The organism is Streptomyces liangshanensis (assembly GCF_011694815.1).
Taxonomy (GTDB): domain Bacteria; phylum Actinomycetota; class Actinomycetes; order Streptomycetales; family Streptomycetaceae; genus Streptomyces; species Streptomyces liangshanensis.
The window spans coordinates 1,711,887-1,732,586 of the sequence record NZ_CP050177.1; the positions used below are offsets into that span (position 1 = coordinate 1,711,887).

At 72.5% G+C, this 20,700-nt stretch carries 19 protein-coding genes; 5 read left to right on the top strand and 14 right to left on the bottom strand.

Annotated features, from left to right (window positions below):
* Window positions 1-46: 46 nt before the first annotated feature.
* The 4 genes from HA039_RS07240 to HA039_RS07255 form a co-directional block, all read right to left on the bottom strand.
* The gene (locus tag HA039_RS07240) at window positions 47-1,093 is read right to left on the bottom strand and encodes a LacI family DNA-binding transcriptional regulator (protein WP_167025496.1); all 1,047 of its coding nucleotides are present in this window, start codon (window positions 1,091-1,093) and stop codon (window positions 47-49) included.
* On the bottom strand, window positions 1,047-2,036 hold the full coding sequence (locus tag HA039_RS07245; protein WP_167025499.1) for an ROK family protein: 990 nt from the start codon (window positions 2,034-2,036) through the stop codon (window positions 1,047-1,049). The genes HA039_RS07240 and HA039_RS07245 overlap by 47 nt, the downstream gene beginning before the upstream one ends.
* Window positions 2,033-3,727, bottom strand: coding sequence for a class I mannose-6-phosphate isomerase (locus HA039_RS07250; protein WP_167025502.1), 1,695 nt, complete (start codon window positions 3,725-3,727; stop codon window positions 2,033-2,035). Before HA039_RS07250 ends, HA039_RS07245 begins: the two co-directional genes overlap by 4 nt.
* Window positions 3,728-3,902: 175 nt before the next feature.
* Window positions 3,903-4,757 carry an LLM class flavin-dependent oxidoreductase gene (locus tag HA039_RS07255; RefSeq protein ID WP_167025507.1) on the bottom strand — a complete coding sequence of 285 codons (855 nt, stop codon included), beginning with the start codon at window positions 4,755-4,757 and terminating at the stop codon, window positions 3,903-3,905.
* Window positions 4,758-4,904: 147 nt separating this feature from the next.
* Between HA039_RS07255 and HA039_RS07260 the strand changes: the two genes are divergently transcribed.
* On the top strand, window positions 4,905-5,345 hold the full coding sequence (locus HA039_RS07260; protein ID WP_167025510.1) for a hypothetical protein: 441 nt from the start codon (window positions 4,905-4,907) through the stop codon (window positions 5,343-5,345).
* A gap of 42 nt (window positions 5,346-5,387) precedes the next feature.
* On the opposite strand, the gene HA039_RS07265 is transcribed toward HA039_RS07260, so the two are convergent.
* Window positions 5,388-8,603 carry a cytochrome P450 gene (locus HA039_RS07265; protein ID WP_167025513.1) on the bottom strand — a complete coding sequence of 1,072 codons (3,216 nt, stop codon included), beginning with the start codon at window positions 8,601-8,603 and terminating at the stop codon, window positions 5,388-5,390.
* A gap of 124 nt (window positions 8,604-8,727) precedes the next feature.
* Between HA039_RS07265 and HA039_RS07270 the strand changes: the two genes are divergently transcribed.
* Window positions 8,728-9,501: a PAS domain S-box protein gene (locus tag HA039_RS07270; protein WP_425086317.1), complete on the top strand. Its 774-nt coding sequence runs from the start codon at window positions 8,728-8,730 to the stop codon at window positions 9,499-9,501.
* A 124-nt stretch (window positions 9,502-9,625) separates the two neighbouring features.
* On the opposite strand, the gene HA039_RS07275 is transcribed toward HA039_RS07270, so the two are convergent.
* The 6 genes from HA039_RS07275 to HA039_RS07300 all read right to left on the bottom strand — a co-directional run bounded on the left by HA039_RS07275 (window position 9,626) and on the right by HA039_RS07300 (window position 15,385).
* Window positions 9,626-10,468, bottom strand: coding sequence for an NPP1 family protein (locus tag HA039_RS07275; RefSeq protein ID WP_167025516.1), 843 nt, complete (start codon window positions 10,466-10,468; stop codon window positions 9,626-9,628).
* A gap of 146 nt (window positions 10,469-10,614) precedes the next feature.
* On the bottom strand, window positions 10,615-10,959 hold the full coding sequence (locus HA039_RS07280; RefSeq protein ID WP_167025519.1) for an MmcQ/YjbR family DNA-binding protein: 345 nt from the start codon (window positions 10,957-10,959) through the stop codon (window positions 10,615-10,617).
* 117 nt (window positions 10,960-11,076) lie between these two features.
* The gene (locus HA039_RS07285) at window positions 11,077-11,568 is read right to left on the bottom strand and encodes a hypothetical protein (protein ID WP_167025522.1); all 492 of its coding nucleotides are present in this window, start codon (window positions 11,566-11,568) and stop codon (window positions 11,077-11,079) included.
* A gap of 204 nt (window positions 11,569-11,772) precedes the next feature.
* Window positions 11,773-14,154 (bottom strand): glycoside hydrolase family 65 protein, encoded by a 2,382-nt coding sequence (locus tag HA039_RS07290; protein WP_167025525.1) that lies wholly within the window; start codon window positions 14,152-14,154, stop codon window positions 11,773-11,775.
* Entirely contained in the window at window positions 14,151-14,921 is a 771-nt protein-coding gene (locus HA039_RS07295; RefSeq protein WP_167025528.1) for an HAD family hydrolase, read from the bottom strand. Before HA039_RS07295 ends, HA039_RS07290 begins: the two co-directional genes overlap by 4 nt.
* A 56-nt stretch (window positions 14,922-14,977) precedes the next feature.
* The gene (locus tag HA039_RS07300) at window positions 14,978-15,385 is read right to left on the bottom strand and encodes a VOC family protein (RefSeq protein WP_243869256.1); all 408 of its coding nucleotides are present in this window, start codon (window positions 15,383-15,385) and stop codon (window positions 14,978-14,980) included.
* Window positions 15,386-15,509: 124 nt separating this feature from the next.
* Between HA039_RS07300 and htpX the strand changes: the two genes are divergently transcribed.
* A complete protein-coding gene (gene htpX, locus HA039_RS07305) occupies window positions 15,510-16,418 on the top strand; it encodes a zinc metalloprotease HtpX (RefSeq protein WP_167025531.1) in 909 nt (302 codons plus the stop codon).
* Between the two features lie 71 nt (window positions 16,419-16,489).
* Window positions 16,490-17,095: a PspA-associated protein PspAB gene (pspAB, locus tag HA039_RS07310; protein WP_167025534.1), complete on the top strand. Its 606-nt coding sequence runs from the start codon at window positions 16,490-16,492 to the stop codon at window positions 17,093-17,095.
* Here the strand turns inward: pspAB and HA039_RS07315 are convergent.
* Entirely contained in the window at window positions 17,076-17,477 is a 402-nt protein-coding gene (locus HA039_RS07315; RefSeq protein WP_167025536.1) for a hypothetical protein, read from the bottom strand. The two genes, pspAB and HA039_RS07315, sit on opposite strands and share 20 nt — an antisense overlap.
* A 266-nt stretch (window positions 17,478-17,743) precedes the next feature.
* On the opposite strand from HA039_RS07315, the gene HA039_RS07320 reads away from it, so the two are divergent.
* Window positions 17,744-18,256, top strand: a complete 513-nt coding sequence (locus HA039_RS07320; protein ID WP_243869258.1) for an ATP-binding protein — start codon at window positions 17,744-17,746, stop codon at window positions 18,254-18,256.
* Window positions 18,257-18,292: 36 nt separating this feature from the next.
* Here HA039_RS07320 and argF read toward each other — a convergent pair whose 3' ends face one another.
* Both argF and HA039_RS07330 read right to left on the bottom strand, forming a co-directional pair.
* Window positions 18,293-19,300: an ornithine carbamoyltransferase gene (gene argF / locus HA039_RS07325; protein ID WP_167025539.1), complete on the bottom strand. Its 1,008-nt coding sequence runs from the start codon at window positions 19,298-19,300 to the stop codon at window positions 18,293-18,295.
* A gap of 134 nt (window positions 19,301-19,434) precedes the next feature.
* Entirely contained in the window at window positions 19,435-20,670 is a 1,236-nt protein-coding gene (locus HA039_RS07330; protein WP_167025542.1) for an arginine deiminase, read from the bottom strand.
* Window positions 20,671-20,700: the final 30 nt, after the last annotated feature.

A 20,700-nucleotide genomic window follows, 5' to 3' on the forward strand; every position in this document is an offset into this window, starting at 1 on the left:
ACCCCGGAAACGGGCGGCGGGGCGTGAGGGGGTGGGGTGGCCCCGATCAGTCCCGGTCGAGGGGGGCCGGGGGGCCGTAGTGGACGAGTGTGGTGGGCACGACCGTGCGCCGGTACGGGGCGGGCTTGCCGGGGTGCGTGGACGCGTCGGTCATGCGCGTGACGAGCAACCGGCCCGCCTCGCGGCCCAGTTCGTCGCTGTCGTAGGCGACCACGGTCAGCGGCAGGCCGAGGGTGTCCGCGAGTTCGAAGTCGTCGAAGCCGGCCAGCGTGGTGGGGGTTCCGGCACGGCGGACGGCGCGGAAGGCCCCGATGGTGTTGCGGTTGTTGGAGCAGAACAGCGCGGTGGGGGGCTCCGGCAGGGCGAGCAGTTCCGCGGCGGCGCTCGCCGCCTCGCCGGTCTGCTGCTGCCCCTGCCTCACGTAGGCCGGGTCGGTGGGCAGGCCCGCGGCGGCGAGGGCGTCGGAGAAGCCGCGCAGGCGCTCGGTGCTGGTGTAGACGGCGGCCGGCGGACCCAGGAATCCGATCCTGCGGTGTCCGGCGCCGAGCAGCCTCTCGGTGGCGGCGAAGGCGCCGCCGTGGTCGTCGACCAGGACGCAGTCCGCCCCGAAGCCCTCGGGCGGACGGCTGGCGACCACCACCGGGACACCCTCGGCGGCCGCGGCGGCCAGATGCCGCTGGTCCGCGCCCGAGGGCACCGCGATGATGCCGTCGACCCGCCGGCCCACCAGGTCCTCGACCAGCGCGCGCTCGGTGTCCAGGTCCTGGCCCGTGTTGCCGATGACGGCCTTCAGGCCGTGCCGCACGACGACGGAGTCGACGCCCAGCGCCAGTCGGGAGTAGAACGGGTTGGCCAGGTTGGTGACCACCAGGCCCACGAGACCCGTACCACGTCCCAGACGCAGGCTGCGGGCCGTCTCGTTGCGGCGGTAGCCGAGTTCGGCGACGGCCGCGCGCACGCGGGCGGCCGTCGCGGGCAGCACCTTCGGATCGTCACGCAGGACACGGGAGACGGTCATGGCGCTGACCTTCGCCCGCCCGGCCACGTCACGCACCGTCGGCTGGGCGTCCCTCGGCCCTTGTGTGTCCGGCATGCCCGGCGTGTTCCCTTCGTCCGTCCCCACTTGGTACGGCCGCACGCGCCGCGCCGATCAGCGCGGCGTCCCCGGCGGAACCGGCGGGTGTCATCGCACGAGTATGCCGTGCGGCTCCGGTCCCGCCGAGCCGTACCGCTCCGGTCCCCCCGTCGTCCGGCACCCAGCCCCCCGAGGCGAGCCCGCCGCCCAGAGCGGGGGCGACGAGGTCCCAGGAACGGGCGATGGAGCCGCCGACCACCAAGACGGTCGCGCCGAAGTCCGCCAACCGCGGGCCGAGCGCATGGCCCAGCACGGTGAGGGCGTGTGCCAGCACCAGACGGGCCCGCTCCTCCCCCGCCCTCGCCCGCTCGGCGACGTCGCGGACGTCGGCCGCCGGATCGCCGTACCGGGCGAGGATCGCGCGGCGCGAAACGGTGTCCTCCAACGGCCTTCCGCCCGCCTCGGTCAGGTCCATGCGCCCCTCGGGCGGCACACCGGGGCCGTCCTCGCGGACCCGGCCGTCGGCGAGGAACGCCGAGCCGACCCCCGTACCGAGCGTGATGCCCACGGCACGGCGGTGGCCGCGAGCCGCACCCGCGAACCACTCGCCGGCGACGAAGGCGTGCGCGTCGTTGAGGAACACGACGTCGCCGGGGCGCCGCCACAGCCCGCCGAGGAGCGCCGCGCGCAGGTCCACCCCGTACAGCGCCTCGAACTTTCCGACGCCCGCGAAGCGCGCCACCCCCGTCGCGTAGTCGAACGGTCCCGGCACCGCCACGCCCCACCGCGCGCCCGGAGGCACCGGCAGGCCGGCGGCGCAGCGCCGTATGCGGGCCAGGATCTCCCCGGCGGCGCCGTGCGGGTCGAGCGGCAGCACGGTCCGGTGCGCGACCCGCCGCCCGGGCAGGTCGACGAGGGCGGCGGTGACATGGGTGCCGCCGATCTCCAGGACGGGGATCACCGGACGAGCGCCTTCACGACCCGCACCGGGCCCCCGCCGACGGCCCGCAGGGTGTAGCGGCCGACCGCGGCCGGCACGGTCAGCGTTTCGGCGAAGGCCAGTTCGTACCGGTGCCCGGCCTCCGTCCGTACGACGACGCCGTCACCCTCCACCACGTTCAGGAGGTGGAAGCGGCCGCGCGTGTGGTCCTCCGCCTCGGCGCCGCTATCGATCACGTAGCGCCTGACCTCGTAGAACATCTCGTCCAGCGCGCCGATGACCTCTTCCCGCCAGCCGTCGCCCTCGCGCAGGGTCCGCGGCTCCCGCACCAGGTCGCGGGCGACGCTCGCGCCGCGGCGCCCGCTCTCCAGGTTCGCGAATCCGTGCTCGTGCGGGAGGGGGCGCGGGGTGCCGTCGGCGGCGGGCCGCAGCCAGTCGTAGAACCTCAGGCTGTACAGGTACGGGGTGGCGCTGATCTCCAGCACCAGGTTGCCCGCCCCGCTGGCGTGCGGAGTGCCCGCGGGGATCATGTACAACTGGCCCTGCTCGGCGGGGAACGCGAGGACGTGGTCCTCGGGGTCCATGGGCACGCGCCCGGCGACGGACTCCCGCACCTCCTTGCGGAAGAGGTCGACGTCGGCGTCCTCGCGCAGGCCGAGGAAGACCTTGGCGCCGGGGCCGCCGAGGGTCAGGTAGTACGTCTCGTGCTGGGTGTACGGCCAGCCGAAGCGCTCGCGCATGTACGGCTCCTTCGGGTGGCAGTGCAACGAGAGGTCGCCGCCGCCGACGGTGTCGAGATAGTCGAAGCGGATCGGGAAGGACGTGCCGAAGCGGGCGTGCACCTCGGGCCCCATCACGCTCTCGGGTTCCAGGACGCACATCAGCTGGAAGGGCACCTCGACCTGGGCCTCCGGCCCGGTGCCGACGAGGATGCCGGCCTCGGGCGCGATCAGTTCGTAGCCGAGCGCGGTGTTCTCGGCGCCCGGGTTGAACCCCAGTTCGCGCTGGGCCCAATGGCCGCCCCAGGGGGTGGAGTTGAAGTACGGGCGGGTGCGGACGGGGCCGCGTGCCAGGGCCGCGTAGGTGGCGCGCAGGCCCGCGCCGTCGATCCACGCCGGCCGGTCGGGCTCCTGGAGGTCGAGCCAGGCGTCGAGGCGGGGCGCCAGCGCGTCACGGTGGCGGTCGAGCATCGGCCAGTCGACGTAGAACAGCCGCCTGAAGTCGGGCTTCCCGTCGGGCAGTCCGAGGTTCGCCCCGCGCTTGCCGGCGGCCACGTCCGCCTCCGCGTACCGCTTGGGCACGTCGGCGTACCAGAGCAGGTCGTGCTCCACCAGCGCGGCGCCGGGCCCGTACACGAGCAGCACGCCTTCCCGCGGGCGGGGCGAGGGCGGGAGGGCGTCGAAGAGGTCGTCGAGCGGGTTCTCGGCGAGCTTGCGGAAGTAGGGGTCGTCCGCGTCCTCGGGTCGCTCGGTGCGGCGCTCGACGGCGGCCGGCGGTACGTAGTGGGAGCGGACGTCGAGCAGGGAGACCGGGGTGCCGCGTGCCGTCAGCTCGCGGGCGAGGCCGTCCCGGAGCCGCGCCCAGTCGACGGTCGGGGGGCCGTCGACGGCCACCACCGCGGGACCGGCCGGGAGTTGCCCGGACACCGCCCGCCAGCCGGTGACGAGGACGGCTTGGGGCGCGGGGGTGTGGCGCGGGTCGAGGCGGTACATGCCTGCTCCTTCTGGAAGGGGTACGGCGGCGGGGCCGATGTTATCGTTAACACGACGCACAGGGAGGTTGCCCGCCGAACCCCGCGGATGTCAACCGAACGCCGCCGCGCCCCGTCCGGCCCGCTGTCCGGCGGGGTCGGGCGGGGCGCGGCGGCAGTGCGCGGGCCGTAGGGGCCTAGAGAACGATCTCGGCCAGGCGTGCCACCTCGTCGAGGTCGTCGCTGGTCGGGTTGAGGACCAGTTCGTCGGCGCCGAGGCCCTCGAAGGCCCGGACCACTTCCTTGATCTGCTCGGCCCCGCCCCGGACCGTGGAGGCGAGCAGCTCGGCGGCCTCGGGACCGGCCGTCGTGTAGTAGTCGTGGACCCCGTGGGTGCCCGCTTCCGGGTCCGCGACGGCGAAGTAGGCGATGGCGACCAGGTACGGGGAGCCCTTGCGGCCGGCCCGCAGCCAGGCCTCGCGCACGCCCTCGAAGGCGGGGCCGACCATGGCGGGCGGCAGCGAGGCGCCGATGTATCCCTGGCCGGACCGCGCGACGCGCTCGAACGACGCCGGGACGCCGCCGCCGAAGAGCAGGGGGACCTCCCGGGTGCCCGCGGGCACCAGCGGGTTGTCGCAGCCGTCCGGTACCTCGCCGCGCCACACCTTCCGGTACGTCTCGATGTCCTCGTCGAGCCGCCGGCCGGTGCCGCGCGCGCCGAGACCTTTGACCACGAAGTCGTCCGGGCGTCCGCCGAGGCCGACTCCGAGGGTCAGGCGCCCGCCGGAGACCCCGTCGATGCTCGCCGCCTCCTTGGCCACCAGGAGCGGGGGCCAGACCGGGCCGAGCAGGACGGTGCTGAGGAGGCCGATGCGACTCGTGGCCCCCGCGGCGGCGGCCAGCGCCACCGTGTCCATCACTCCGGGGTAGGCGATGCGGCCCACGCTGCCCAGCGTGGAGAACCCGGCCTCCTCGGCACGCCGGGCCCATTCGGGGAGAACGCCGGGCCGCACGTCACGGATCTGGTTGGGGAGTCCGATACCGATTTTCACGAACTGTGCTCCTTGCGGTGGACCGGCGCGTGGACGGCGCCGGTGTTCCACCGATTGTCGGGCGGGCGGTCGCCCACTGTCCCGACGCCTTGCCGTGTCGGCCGCCCCTCGTTCGACGGGGGTGGCGGCAGCGGCTAGTTTGCTCGGATGAGTCTCCTGGATGATGTGGCCGAGCGTGACGGCTGGCGGTGCTGGGTGTGCGACGAGGCGGTCGACCCGGACGAGTCGGTGAACGACCCGCGGGGGCCCAGCGTGGACAGCCGGACCACGGACCGGAAGGCCAAGGTCCCCGAGCGGCTCGCGCACCGCGGCTGCAACACCCGCAAGGGCGCGGTGAAGGTGGACATCGCCTGGCCGGACCGCCTGTACGTGGTCGAGCCGGCGCCGCTGATCACGGTCGCCGGGCGGCTGGAGCGCAAGGGGGGCCGCGAGATGGTGGGGCGTTGCCCGACCAGGCGGGACGCCGAAGAGGCGGCGGAGTGGCTGGTGGACCGGTTCTCCCGGCTGGTGCCGGGGCTGCCGGTGACCGCCGGGATCGAGCCGGGCGGCGGCCAGTTCCTCGTGACCCTGACCGCCGGCCGCCGCTGACCGGTCCCCCGCCGAGGGGGCGGGGGCTAAGCCGTCGCGGGTTCAGCCCGCGTACACGTCCTCCACGTAGCGGCCCTCGGCGGCGAGGGCCGCCAGCCATGCTTCGGCGGCCGCGTCGTCCGCGCCCGGGGTGCGCTCGGTGTACAGCGCGCGGAAGGCCTCCCGTACGCCCGGCGCCATCCGGGCGCCGTCCCCGCACACGTACACCCGCGCGCCCTGGTCCAGGAGTTTCCACAGCTCCTCGCCGTCGGCGGCGACCCGGTGCTGCACGTAGCGCGCGCCGTCGACCGGGGCCCGGCTGAAGGCGGGGCGCATGGAGACGACTCCCTTGTCCTCGGCCGCCCGGAACTCCTCCGCGTGCAGATAGTCGGCGTCCGGCGCGTTGCACCCGAAGTAGCAGAGCGCCGGGGCCAGTTGCCCGCCCTGTGCGGCGCGTGTGCTCCGGTCGCGGATCACTCCGCGGAAGGGCGCGAGCCCGGTGCCCGCGGAGATCATGACGACCGGCTCGGTGCGGTCGTGGTCGATGCGGAACGCCTCCCGGCAGGCCTGGACCCGTACCAGTACGGTGTCCCCCGGCCGTACGGCGTTGAGGTAGCCGGAGCCGGCGCCCCGGAACGCGCCCCGGCCGCCCCACTCGGGCGCGTCCAGCAGCGAGACCATCAGGTCCGCGTGGCGCGGATCGGTGCCGGGCGAGGACGAGACGGAGTAGAGGCGGGACCTGATCGGGGGCAGCAGGTCGAGCAGGACGGGCCAGGTCAGCGTCTCGCGCAGGGCCGGGTTGTCCTCGATCACGTCGAGCAGGGTGCGCCGGTCGGCGGACCGGGCGTCGGCGTCCCCGGCGAGAGCGTCGAGTGCCGCGCGCTCGGGCGGGCACGGGTTGAGCGCGGCCAGCGCGGCGAACTGCCCGCCGGTCGGGCGGTCCTGCAACTCGACGTAGCGGCTGAGGAGTTCGCGTACGGACACCGGCCGGTCGACGGCGAGCCCGGAGCGGCGCGGCCTGGCCGGGGCGATGGAGAGGACGGTGTCGAGGTCCGCGCCGAACAGTGCGGCGGCGCGGGCCACGAGGGCCGGGGCGTTGACGGGGAGGACCGCGAGGTGGTCGGCGGTGCGGTAGGTGGTGCCCTCGGGCAGGGCCAGCCTGACGTGGCGCTTGACGCGCGTGTGGCCGGGGCTGGTGAGGTCGGCCGCCGCCACCACGGTCGTACGGACCATGTCGTGGCGCGCCGCCAGGGCGTCGAGCGGATCGCCGCCGGTGATCTCGGTGACGAGGTACGTGGGGCCCTCGTCCGTGACCGGGGCGGCGCCGGCGGTCGCGGGGTCGCCGTACCCGGTGAGCAGGGCGGTGCGCAGCGCGGCGGTGAACTCCTTGACGGCGCCGGTGAGATCGCCCGAGGCGTCGGCCTCGGCGCGGGGCAGCAGCCGGGTGCCGCCCAGTGCGGCGAGGCGGTCGTCGATCCAGGTGGGCATGTGCTGGTAGGTGGCGGCCCAGTTGCGGTCGCCGACGCCGAGGACGGCGTACCGCACGCCGTCGGCGGCGCCCGGTCCGGCGGCCTCCAGCCAGTCGGCGAACGCGACGGCGTCGTCGGTGGGCCGGCCGTTGTAGGAGGCGGTGGTGATGACGACGGGCCGGTCGGTGGGCAGGCCGGTGGCGTACGCGTCGAGCGGGGCGACCAGGGTGTCGCATCCCAACTCGGCGGCGCTCTCGGCCAGTTCGGCGGCGAAGCCGCGGCAGGTGCCGTAGTTGCTGCCGTGCGGGAACAGCACGCCGGTGCCGGGCCGTACCAGCGTGGGCAGGCCGGTGTCGGTGTGCGCGGGTAGCTCGGTGGCGGCGGAGCCGAAGCCGGGCAGGGCGGCGCGGTCGGCGTCGCGGTCGGCGGTGGTCCGGGGCCGGGGGGTGAGGGTGAGGCCCTCGGGCTTGAGCGTGAGGGTCTCCTTCACCTCCAACTGGTAGTCGTCCTGGTCGACGAAGCGGTAGCGGTGGGCCAGCATGGCGAGCAGCATGGTCGCCTCGTGCAGGGCGAACTGCCGTCCGATGCAGGCGCGTTCACCGGTGCCGAACGGCTTGAAGGCGTGCGGGGAGCGGTTCGCGGCGGCCTCGGCGGTGAACCGCGCGGGGTCGAACAGCTCGGGGTTGTCGCCCCATACCGGCTGCCGGTGCAGCATCGGGGTGATGACGATGACGTCCGATCCCGCCGCCACCTTGATCCGGCCGCCGATGACGGTGTCCTCGCGGGCCGAGCGGCTGAACGCGGCGGCGGTCGGCCACAGCCGCAGGGCCTCGTTGAGTACCTGGCGGGTGTAGGTGAGGCGGCCGATGTCCTCGTACGTGGGGTCGGGGTCGTCCGTGTCGCCCCACAGCTCGTCGGCCTCGCGCTGGACCAGCCGGAGCACGGCCGGGTGCTTGAGCAGGTAGTACAGGGAGAAGGACAGGGCGCCGGAGGTGGTCTCGTGTCCGGCGATCAGGAAGGTGATGACCTGGTTGCGGATGTTCGCGTGGTCGAGGGTGGTGTCGTCGGCGGGGTGGCGCGCCTGGAGCATCAGTCCGAGCAGGTCGTCGGTCGAGGTGTCCCCGGAGGCGACGCGGTGGTCGATGACCTCGTCGACGACGGAGTTCAGGAAGTCGGCGTCCTCGCGGAAGGCGAGGTCGCGGGCGGTGTGGTCGTCGCCGGGCTTGTCGGTGATCCTGGCCATGCTCCAGGCGAGGCCGCGGACGAGGGCGGAGACGAACGGGTGCGGCTCCTCGGACTCGAAGGAGCCGAAGTCGTAGCCGAAGCCGGTGAGGCCGATGGTGTCGAGGGTCATCCGGGTCATGTCGCCGGGCACGTCGACGGGGATCCCGGCGGCCGCCGCGCGGTCCCAGCCGGCGATCAGCCGCCGTGAGACGTCCAGCATCGCCGGGTGGTACGTACGCATCGAGCCGAGCGCGAAGGCGGGCATGAGGATGTCGTGCGCCTTGGCCCAGTTGGGTTCGTCGTTGTACGCGGTGAACAGGCCGTCGGCGGTGAGGGAGCGGACCGCTTCGAGGCCGGGGTTGATGTGCTTGGCGAACCGCCGGTCGTCGGCGAGTTCGGTGACCAGGTCCAGGTCCGCGACGAAGAGGGTGTCGCGCCCGTGCCGGCGGTGGCGGACGACGGGGCCGTGCCGGCGCAGGTGGCCCATCGCCGCCTGGATGAGCGGGCCGCCGGGCGGGGCGTCGGAGACGTCGACGAGCGGGATGCCGTCGGATTCGGTGTGTGCCGTGGGGGGTGTGTGTGACATGGGGGGTGAAGGGCCTTTCGGGGAAGAGCCGTTGCCTGCGGTCAAGCCTGGCCCGCCCCGGACCGCCCGGCCGCCACCCGGGCTACATGATCCTGTAGTGGGGCGATGGGCCATGATGGAACCTGTGATCGGTGCCACGGCCCGTACCGGCGCCCGGCCCGGCGCCGTACCCCCGGCCGGGACGCCGCGGACGGGAGAGCGGGGAGAGCGGGTGGCCGCCGTGGACGAACTGCCGGACTTCCCCGACGACGCGCACGGCGACGCGGTGATGTGGCGCAACCGCGCGCTCACGCTGCTCGACCGGGTGCCGGTGCCGATCGGGGTGTGCCGTACGGACGGCACGATCCTGCTGGCCAACCCGGCGCTGGCGCGGGAGTGGGGCCTGCCGCCGGGGCGGCTGCGCGGCCGCAACGTACTGGAGCTGCTGCGTCCGCGGTTCACGGACCAGGTGCACCGGATCGCGGAGGCGCTGCGGCTGGGCCACCGGTCGCGCTATCCGATCGAGGTGCGCTGGGCCGCGGCGGACGGGGACGAGCGGTACGGGGAGCTGAGCGTGGACCCGGTCAGTGAGTTCTCGGGCGTCCCGCCCGGGCTGCTGGTGGTGCTACGGGTACGGGACCGGCGCGAGTCGCCGCCCGCGCGCCTCGTCGTGGCGGGCGAGCCGGCGAGTCCGGTGGACGCCAGGCTGCTGGCGCTGGCCGCGGCGGGCGCGACCACCGAGGCCATGGCGCGGGCCGTGGGCATGACCGCCGACGGGGTGAACTACCACTTCGGGCGGCTGGCCCGGCGGTGGGGTGTGCCGGGCAGGACGGCTCTGGTGGCGCGTGCGTACGTGCTGGGTGTCCTGGACCCGGAGGTGTGGCCGCCGGCGGTGGCGGCGCCGCGTCAGGATCCCTGACGGGGCCGCCTCCTGGGCCGGCCGGCGGGCCCCCGGTCGGGGGGCGCCGCTCGTGGCCGGGGCGGCACCGGTTCCGCGGACCGGTGCCGCCGTCTCGGGTGCGGCGGGGGCGCTCACCCGTGGGTCAGGGCTGGAAGGAGATCTCCAGGGGCTTCGCGCGGCCGAGCTCTCCCTGGAAGGCGCTGTCCTTGATCTTGAAACTGGCGGAGCCGAAGTCGGCCGCCATCAGGCGGTCCCGCAGCCAGTTGGTGGGGGCGTTGACCTGCGGCCAGTGGTTCCAGTCGACCAGCGGCGGATAGAACCACTGGTGGGTGGGGTTCTCCACCGCGTCGTCCGACGCGTTGGCGATACGGAAGTCGTGCGTGAAGCCGCCGTCCTTCTGGTAGACGACCTTGGGGTGCGAGCCGTCGAACCGGACCTGGGAGCGGGTGTACGTCTTCCAGTCGCCGTGCTGGGAGACGGACAGGTACTCCACCTGGTTCGACGCCTGGTTGATCCAGGAGATGACGGACTCGATGTCGTGCCGGTGGCCGTTGGTGCCGCCGGCTATCTCGCCCACGCCGTTGGTGGACTGGTCCTTCTCGAAGTAGCTGTCGTACATGACCGCGCACCAGCCGTTGTTGCACTCGCTGCGCCCGTAGGTGTTGGAGCTGTTCAGCTGGGCCATGTCGTGGCAGTGCCCGTTCACGGCGCCGCCCAGGGCGAGGCCCGGGTTGAGGTTGCCGTTGATGTCCTCGGCCGACGTGGCGAGGCACCCGTCACCGTCGTAGTCGTACGCGGGAGAGAACGAGGCCTCCCAACCACCGGCTCCGTACGGGAGGTTGCCGATGACGTCGGCGTGCGCCGTGAGCGGCGCGGCGAGCAGTGCCGCGGCCGCGCCGGCGGCGAGGAACCCGGCTCTGGCGAGCCTCCTCGGTCCCCGTGCCGCCGGGGCGGGTGATGTCTGTCCCACAGAAGTTGAACGCATTCTCGGTTCCGTCCGTCACGTGCTGTTCCTGGTGGATCGCCGCCGATCTCTCGAGCGGCACCAGAGACTAAGTGCGCGGAACCGGACTACTCGCCTCTTTCATCCCTTCCGGGCATGAACTCGGCGTGAACGTCGGAGGTTTCGGGTCACGGGCGCGGGCGGAGGGTGTCCAGCAGGCGCTCGGGGGCCGCCTGCTTCCAGGAGTCGACCAGGATGTCGCGCAGCTCGTCCGCGTCGTCGAGCGCGGCCAGCCGTACCCGTACCCACGCCGAACTCGCCTCGTGCGGCGGCACCCAGAACTTCTCCGGTTCCGCCGCGATCAGCTCGGCGCGCTCGTGGCGCGGGCAGCGGACGGCGAACGAGGTCCGGTCATCGGGCACGGTGACGAACATCTTCCCCGCCACGCGGAACGTCGGCATGCGCCAGGCCTCCTTCTCCACCGTTTCCGGGAGGGAGAGCGCGATACGTCGGACATCTTCGGCGTCGTTCACGGCGACCACTCTAGGACCGCGCGGGCACCGGGGCACAGGGGGAGCCCCTGGCTCCCCGACCGGGGGGACAGAGGCTCCATTGTGCTCAAGGGCGCGCCCGCGCGCCGAAATAGCGGCCTAGTAATAGGGGGTGCAGGTCGTGGCGCCGCTCGACACGATGACGCACGCCCTTTCCTTCATCGTGGAGGGGTTGTAGTACATAGGAGTTCGCGTCACATAGGAATTAGGGCCGGTCTGCGCGGTCCAGGCAGAAGCGCCGGCCTTCGTGACACCCAAATAGATCTCGCACGAAGTGCCGGCCTTGTTGCAGCGTTCTATTTCGATCCGGTAATCCGGCGCGATGCCCACATAGGTGACGCGGGCCCAACCGTACTGATCCCCGTCGGTCTGGCCCCAACGCAGCTCCAGGAAGACCGAACCGCCCAACTGGCGCTCATAGTTGGTGACCGGGCCGGCCTGCCACGTCTGCACGTTCGGATCGTGACCGTCACAGCCGTAGCCCGAACAGGCGGCGGCATAGGCCGCGTTCGGGACCGCGATAGCCAGGAGCAGGGTGGCGAGAAGCGTCCCGAAAAGGACCGAAATCCTGTTTCTTCTCTGCTGTTTCATGCACATCTCCTTGATCGTCGACGGCCGAAGCCTGCCAGACGTCCCAGGTGACTGTCCAGGGAGTTCCGGAGTGCGGCCCGACCGGGCGATCGGAGAATTCTGCTAAGGCGGCCGAAATGAGTTGTTTCGTTCTGACAATCGGTCAGCCGCAACTAAGGCGCCTCACGCCTTCCGTGAACATGGCCGAAAAGCGACCGGAGAGGGTCAGTCGCCCGGCGAGGGCGGAACGGGACGGCCGCCTCGCCTGGCCGGGCGGCGGCCGGCCGGCTGTTGGGGTTCCGGGCGCTCCACCGGGTGCGGTAGGTCGCGGGTCTGGGGGGTGTGGGGGGAGACGGTGAGGGGGGTGCCGTAGTGGCTGATCACCAGGGCCTCGCCGTCCGCCTCCGGCATCGAGTACACCGCCTTCGACCCGTTGATCTCCACGCGCAGGTGGCGCTTCTGGATCTGGACGTTGAAGGCGAGGCGGCTGAGCTGTTCGGGCAGCCGGGGGGCGAACGCGAGGGTGTCGCCGTGGTGGCGCATCCCGCCGAAGCCCGAGACGAGCGCGATCCAGGTGCCGGCCAGGGACGCGATGTGCAGACCGTCCCGTGTGTTGTGCTCCAGGTCGGAGAGGTCCATCAGCGCGGCCTCCCCGAGGTAGTCGTAGGCCAGTTGGACGTGGCCCGTCTCGGCGGCCATGACGGCCTGCGTGCACGCGGAGAGCGACGAGTCGCGGACGGTGATCGCCTCGTAGTACGCGAAGTTGCGGGCCTTCTCCTCGGCGGTGAAGGCGGCGCCGCGCACGTGCATGGCGAGCACCAGGTCGGCCTGCTTGACGACCTGCTTGCGGTAGAGGTCGAAGTACGGGAAGCGCAGCAGGAGCGGGTAGTCGTCCTCGCCCGTCGCGGCGAAGTCCCACATCTGGTGGGCGGTGAAGCCCGCGGACTGTTCGTGGACGCCCAGTTCGTGGTTGTACGGGAGGGCCGTGCGCGCCGCCGCGTCGCGCCACGCCGCGCTCTCCTCGGTGTCGACGGAGAGTCGCACGGCCACGTCCGGGTACCGGTCGCAGGCGTCGGCGGCGGCGCGCAGGTTCTCCTGCGCCATCAGGTTCGTGTACGTGTTGTCGTCCGCGACGGCGCTGTACTCGTCGGGGCCGGTGACGCCGTCGATGTGGAACACGCCGGTGTGGTCGTGGTGGCCGAGCGAGCGCCACAGCCGGGCTGTCTCCACGAGGAGTTCGACCCCGACCTCCCGGTCGAACGTCTCGTCGTGGGTGACGGCGGAGTAGCGCGCGACGGCGTCGGCGATGTCGGCGTTGATGTGGAAGGCGGCGGTCCCGGCCGGCCAGTAGCCGGAGCACTCACCGCCGTTGATGGTCCGCCAGGGGAACGCCGCGCCCTTCAGGCCGAGTTGGGAAGCCCGCTCCCGGGCGGCCGGCAGGGTGGAGAACCGCCACCTGAGGGCCTGGTCGACGGCCTTGGGGGCGGTGTAGGTCAGCGACGGCAGGACGAAGCTCTCGGTGTCCCAGAAGCTGTGGCCGTCGTAGCCCGGCCCGGTCAGGCCCTTGGCGGGGATGGCCCGGCTCTCCGCGCGGGCGCCGGCCTGGAGGGTGTGGAACAGCCCGAACCGTACGGCCTGCTGGATCTCGGTGTCGCCCTCGACCTCGACGTCCGCCTGGGTCCAGAACTGGTCGAGGTAGGCGCGCTGTTCGTCGACCAGGCCGGCCCAGCCGGTGCCCATGGCGGCGGCGAGGGCGCCGTCCACCTGGTCGTGCACGGCGGGCAGCGACCGGTTGCCCGACCAGCCGTACGCAACGAACTTCTCCATGCGCAGGCGCTCGCCGGGCCCGACGTCGGAGGTGAAGGTGACGCGGCTCTGGTTGGCGCCGCTCTCGCAGAAGACGCCGGTCTTCCCGGGACCTTCCACGACGTGGTCGGCGGCGGCGGCCACCCGCAGGCCGCTGCGCTCGGTGCGGTGCACCAGCCGCAGCCGCCGGCCGTTCGAGTAGTGCTCCTCGGGGACGAGCGGTGACTCCAGGGCGGCCGCCGCGCGCGGGTCGCCGCCGGCGGGCGGGAGCTGTTCGTTGGCGACCAGTTCCGACTGGAGGACGATGCTGACCTCGGCGTCGACCGCCTCGACCTCGAAGGCGACGGCGGCGATGGCCCGTTGGGTGAACGAGACGAGCCGGGTGGACCGGACCCGTACTGTACGGCCCGCCGGCGACGTCCACTCGACGGTACGGTGCAGCAGCCCCGACCGCAGGTCGAGGACACGTTCGTGGTGGCCGAGGCGGCCGTAGCGCAGGTCGAAGGGCTCGTCGTCCACGAGCATCCGGATGATCTTGCCGTTGATGGTGTTGATGACGGTCTGGCTGGACTCCGGGTACCCGTAGCCGGCCTCCGCGTACGGCAGCGGGCGCAGCTCGTACACCCCGTTCAGGTACGTCCCCGGCAGTCCGTGCGGTTCGCCCTCGTCCAGGTTGCCCCGCCAGCCGACGTGGCCGTTGGAGAGGGCGAAGAGCGACTCGCTCTGCGGCAGGGCGTCCAGGTCGAGGGCCGTCTCGCGCAGGCACCACGGCTCGACGGCGTACAGCGGATGAGTGATCACGCCCGGTCTCCCAACAGGTCGGCGAGGTCGTCCACGACCACAGTCGCGCCGTGGCGTTTCAGGGCGTCCGCCTGGCCGGTGCGGTTCACCCCGATGACAAAGCCGAAGCCGCCGGTGCGGCCGGCGTCCATGCCGGCGAGGGCGTCCTCGAAGACGGCCGCGTGGGCCGGGTCGACGCCGAGGGCGCGGGCGGCGGCGAGGAAGGTGTCGGGGTGGGGCTTGCCCGCGAGGTGCTGCTCGTGGGCGACCCCGGCGTCGATCCGTACCTCGAACAGGTCCTCGATGCCGGCGCCGATCAGGACGTCACGGCAGTTGGCGCTGGAGGAGACCACGGCCCGGTGGATCCCTGCGGCCTCGACGGCGCGGACGAAGCGGACCGAGCCCGGGTACGCCTCGACGCCCTTGGTCCTGATGTCCTGGAGGAGGAGGTCGTTCTTCCGCTCGCCGAGGCTGCGGACGGTGTCGCGGTCCGGCGGGTCACCGGCGCTCCCCTCGGGCAGCTCGATGCCGCGCGAGGCGAGGAAGGAGCGGACCCCGTCGGCCCTCGGCAGCCCGTCCACGTACTCGTCGTAGTCGGCGACCTTGTCGAAGGGGCGGTAGCCGGGGCCGTCCCGCCGCTCCAGGAAGCCGTCGAACGTGGTCTTCCAGGCCGTCGCGTGCAGGGCCGCGGTGGGGGTGAGGACGCCGTCGAGGTCGAAGAGGCAGGCCTCGATGTGGGCGGGGATGCCGAGGCCGGGAGCCCGGTCGGGGGATTCGTCTGTGCTCATGGTCGCTGCCCTTCGGACGAAGCGGTCACCAGGAATGGCCCGGCCGGCGGCGGTCGTCACCAGGCGTAGATGCGGGTGATGATCTCCTGCCGGGCCACCAGGTCGGGGCCGGGGAAACTGACCATCACCGGGACGTCGCTGGGATCACGCCCCTCCACCCAGTCGAACCCGTCGGCGTGACCGGTGGTGACGTGGGCCTCCCGCTTTCTCAGGATCTCCTCGCAGCGCCGCAGCTCCTCGGCGTCGGCGGCCGTCCAGATCATGCACTGGAGGCCGATACCGCCGAGCGTGTGAGGGGCGTTGGATCCGAGGGCCCGCAGATAGAGCTGACAGCCCGACTCGGCGTCGACCATGAGGGCCGCCGTGGTGGTCCGCTGCGTGACCTCCAGCCCCAGCAGGTCCCGGTAGAAGCTCGCGGACTCGTCGAGGTCGAACACGTACAGCACGCAGGACGCCAGCTTCATGAGAACCACCGTACGCCGGGCCCACCTGTCCCGCTCGACCCTTGCACCCGCTTATGCGGCACTTATTCGGTTTCGGCGCGGAAGGAGCAGAATGAGGGAAGGAACAGCCCCTTGGAGGCGCACGATGACCCGTACCCGCTCCCGCTACTCGCCGGACCGCGGGCTGACCACGCGCATGGTGTCGACCATGTTCCTGATCGGTCTGCTCTACGTGGTCCTCGTGGGTGTGCTGATCGCGCTCCTCAAGGGCGCGTGGCCCCTCATCCTGATCGTCGCGGGCGCTCTGTTCATCGCGCAGTTCTGGTTCAGCGACCGGATAGCCGCCTTCGGCATGGGCGCGCGCGAGGTGACCCCGGAGGAGGCTCCGGAGCTGCACGGCGCCATCGACCGGATCTGCGCGCTGGCCGACATGCCGAAGCCCCGCGTGGCCATCTCGCGCAGCGACATCCCGAACGCCTTCGCCACCGGCCGCAACGAGCGCACCGCGCTGGTGTGCGCCACCACCGGGCTCCTGCGCAGGCTGGAGCCCGAGGAGCTGGAGGGGGTGCTCGCGCACGAGATGTCGCACGTGGCGCACCGCGACGTGGCCGTCATGACCATCGCCTCGTTCCTGGGGGTCCTCGCCGGTGTCATCACCCGGATCGCGTTGTGGAGCGGGGTCAGCCGCAGCAGCCGGGACGCGGGCCCCGCCGGCCTGGCGATCATGCTGATCCCGCTGGCCAGCGCGGTCGTGTACGTGCTCGGCTTCCTGCTGACCCGGATGCTGTCCCGCTACCGCGAGCTGTCCGCCGACCGTACGGCCGCGCTGCTCACCGGCCGCCCCTCGGCCCTCGCCTCCGCCCTCACCAAGGTGAGCGGCAGCATGGCGCGGATCCCGACGGAGGACCTGCGGAAGGCGGAGCCGTACAACGCCTTCTTCTTCGCTCCCGCCTTCTCCTCGAAGGCCAGCCTGGGCCGGCTGTTCTCGTCGCACCCGACGCTGGAACAGCGCCTGGAGCAGCTGGCGCGGATCTCCACCGAGCTGGGCCGGTAAGGCCCCCGGACGCGGGCCGGTGAGGCCCCGGACGCCCTGGACACATCAGCATCGTCGGAGGAGTTGGTCCCGTGGGTCTGCTCGACACCATCCTCGGCCGCAGCAAGCCGGTCCGTCCCGATCTCGACCAGCTCTTCGCCCTGCCGTCCGCCGCGATCACCCTCCAGGCGGGCGCGGGCTTCACGCCCACCGGCCTCGGGTCGGTGTGTTTCGCGGGCGTCGAGGGCGGGAGCTTCGCGCGGATCCGGGAGGACGTACGGGAACTGCTGGACGCCGACACCGCCCGGGGCGGCCACCCCGTGGAGTTCAGCCAGGACGCGTACGGCTACACCTGGCTGCTCGCCCGGCAGCCGGCCGACGACCTCGCCGCCCTCGTGAACGACCTCCACACGGTGAACACGCTGCTCCAGGACGGCGGCTTCGGGCCGCAGCTGCTCTGTTCGCTGGTGGGCTTCAAGGATCCCGAGGACCGGCCGCTCGCGCTGGTCTACCTGTACAAGCGCGGCACGTTCTACCCGTTCGCGCCGCTGCCCGGCACCGCCGAGAAGCGGGACAGCCAGCGGGAACTCCAGGTCAAGGCGGTGATCGGGGACGACCTGCGGATGGAGGCCGATCTGAGCCGCTGGTTCCCGGTCTGGGGTGCGCCGGGGCTGGCCGTCAGCCCGTCCGGCGAGTGAGGACCAGCCGGGGGCCGGTGTCGTGCCCAAGGGTGCCGGTGCGGGTGGCCGCGTCGGCCGCGGCGGTCAGCGCCCGGTCCAGGAACCGCAGGCGGCTCCGGTTGCGCCGGCGCTCGCAGGTCGCCCAGCTGCCGAACGCGATCCCGAACACCAGCATGAGCAGCGCCGTGGACCACAGCCCTTCGAGGGCCCACAGGACCGGGGGCACCGCGAGGGCGAGGACCAGGGCGGCGAACAGCCACGGCCGGCTCTCCAGCCGGCGCCGCCGGTCCGCCACCAGTCTGCGCAGCGCGTCCCGTTCGCCCGGGTCCCCGGGGATCCTGCCGCGCACCAGGTTGCGTTCCGCGTTCCTGCGCTCCCGCCACCGCTGTGTCCCGTACACGTCCGCGCACTCCCCTCGGCCTCGGGTGGGTCGTGTACGGCGGGTACCCCCGAATTGCCCGGACAAGCACGGACAGGAACTGACAGGCACAGGTAGGCGCGGATAGGCGCGGATAGGCGCGGATAGGGCCGTGCTTGCGCCAAAGGTCCCGTGGGACAAGAGGCACAGGTCCCCCTCGCTGCGGCCCGGGGCCCCTTGTCCGGGCCTTCACGCTCCGTAAGGTTGAAAGCAGAAGTGTTACGTGTCCCTCGATCGGACCTACCGTCGTGTTCGAACCCACCGGCTCCACCTCGTGGCGTATCGCACTCCCGCACACCGCGGCGGCCGTGCCCATGGCCCGCGCCCTGATCCGGACGGCCCTGCTGGACCTGCGGGCGCCGGCCGACAGCGACGTCGCGGAACTGCTCACCGCGGAACTCGTCGCCAACGCGGTGAAGCACACGGAGGGCGACGGGATCGAACTGGTGGTGGAGCTGCTCCCGACCGGCTGCCAGGTGGAGGTGCACGACCGCGATCCCGGGCCGCCGCGCGACGTCACGCTCCCCTGGCCGCCCGTCGAGCCCGATCCGTGGTCGGAGAGCGGGCGCGGCCTGCTGCTGATCAGCACGCTCAGCTCGGACTGCGGGCACCGGATCACCGAGCAGGGCAAGGCCGTCTGGTTCACGCTCCCCGTGCACGAGGCCGGGGTCGAGGTCCACGAGGTGTCGGGCCCGGCGCGGGAGCGCCCGGCCCGGGAAAGCCTGGCGGCGTGCGAGGAGCCGTCCTGCCCGGGCCTGTGAGCCCCGCGCCGCCCGGCCGCCCGGACGGACCGCCCCTCATGACGCGTCGGCCAGGGTGGCGACCAGGACCGCCTTGATCGTGTGCAGCCGGTTCTCGGCCTCGTCGAAGACCACCGAGTGCGGCGACTCGAAGACCTCGTCCGTGACCTCCAGCTCCGTCAGCCCGTGCCGCTCGTGGATCTCCCGCGCGACGGTCGTGCCCAGGTCGTGGAAGGCCGGCAGGCAGTGGAGGAACTTCACGTCGGGGTTCCCGGTCGCGCGCAGCACGTCCATGGTCACCGCGTACGGGCGCAGGGCCGTGATCCGTACGTCCCACACCTCCTTCGGCTCCCCCATCGACACCCAGACGTCCGTCGCCACGAAGTCCGCGCCGGGCAGCCCCTCCGCGATGTCCTCGGTGAGGGTCAGCCGGGCCCCGCTGACCTCGGCGGCCTTCCGCGCCAGGGTGAGGACGCCCTCGGCGGGCCAGTACTCGCGCGGCGCCACGATCCGTACGTCCATGCCGAGCAGCGCGCCGGTGACGAGGTACGAGTTGCCCATGTTGAAGCGGGCGTCGCCGAGGTAGGCGAAGGCGATCTCGTCCAGGGGCTTGTCGCTGTGCTCCGTCATCGTGAGCAGGTCCGCGAGCATCTGGGTGGGGTGCCAGTCGTCGGTGAGGCCGTTCAGGACGGGGACGCCCGCGTGCGCGGCGAGTTCTTCCACGGTCTCCTGGGCGTCGCCGCGGAACTCGATCGCGTCGTACATCCGGCCGAGGACCCGCGCGGTGTCCTTCGGCGACTCCTTCTGCCCGATGTGCGAGCCGGCCGGGTCGATGTACGTCGTGGAGGCGCCCTGGTCGGCGGCCGCCACCTCGAAGGCGCACCGGGTGCGCGTCGAGGACTTCTCGAAGATCAGCGCGATGTTCTTCCCACGCAGGCGCTGGACCTCGGCGCCCGCCTTCTTGGCGGCCTTGAGCTCGGCGGCGAGGGCGACCAGGCCGCGGAACTCGTCCGCCGTGAAGTCCAGCTCCTTGATGAAGTGGCGGCCTGCGAGGTGTATCGCCATGGGACTGCTCCTGAACGAGAAACGAGAAGAGGCTGGAACTATATACGACGGGCCGTATTGCTATACAGGGAGTTGATTCGGGATGGCCTCCGGGTGGACCCGGGCGGCGTCGCACCCCGTGGAAGGCGCCGCGCTCAGTGGACGGCGTCGCGCTGGATCGGGCAGCTCATGCAGCGGGGCCCGCCCCGCCCCCGCCCCAGCTCGCTGCCGCGGATCTCGATCACCTCGATGCCCTGCCGGCGCAGATGGCTGTTGGTGGTGACGTTGCGTTCGTAGGCGACGACCACCCCGGGCTCCACCGCCAGTACGTTGCACCCGTCGTCCCACTGCTCGCGCGCCGCCGCGTGCACGTCCTGCACGGCGGTCAGGACGCGGATCCGGTCCAGGCCCAGCGCCGCCGCGATCGCGCGGTGCATGTGCTCCGGCGGGTGGTCGGTGACCTTCAGCTCGTTGCCGCCGCTGCCCGGTTCGATGGTGTACGAGCGCAGCATGCCGAGGCCCGCGTACTGGGTGAAGGTGTCGGCGTCGACCATCGTCATCACCGTGTCCAGGTGCATGAAGGCCCGGTGCTTGGGCATGTCGAGCGCCACGATCGTGGTGGCGGACCCGGCCGCGAACAGGCCGCGGGCCAGCATCTCCACGGCCTGCGGGGTGGTGCGCTCGCTCATCCCGATCAGGACGGCGCCGTGCCCGAGGACCAGGACGTCACCGCCCTCGATCGTGGACGGGTAGTCGTCCTGCCCCTCCGACCAGTGGTGGAAGGGGCCGGCCGCCGGGTCCGTGAAGAGCGGGTGGTGCTTGTAGATCGCCTCGAAGTGCACGGTCTCGCGCTGCCGGGCGGGCCAGCGCATCGCGTTGATGGACACCCCGTCGTAGATCCACGCCGAGGTGTCCCGGGTGAAGAGGTGGTTGGGCAGCGGGTCGAGGAGGAAGTCGTCCGGCTCCATCACGTGGAACCGGACCGACGTCGGCTCCGCGTGCCGCTCCAGGAACTCCCGCTTGGTCATCCCGCCGACCAGCGCCGCCACCAGCTCCGCCGTCGGGAGCGCGTCGAAGACGCCCCTGAGGTGGTCGGTGGCGAGCGGACCGTACTCCTTCTCGTCGAAGACCCGGTCCAGCACGAGCCGCCGGGCGGGCGGCAGCTCCAGCGACTCCCGCAGCAGGTCACCGAAGAGGTGCACCTCCACCCCGCGCTCGCGCAGCACGGCCGCGAACCCGTCGTGCTCCTCCTGGGCCCGGCGCACCCACAGGACGTCGTCGAAGAGCAGCGCGTCCTTGTTGCCCGGCGTCAGGCGCTTCAGCTCCAGGTCGGGGCGGTGCAGTATGACGCGGCGCAGCCGCCCGGTCTCGGAGTCGACATGGAATCCCATGTCCCCATCCTCACCGCACGGCGCGCCGTT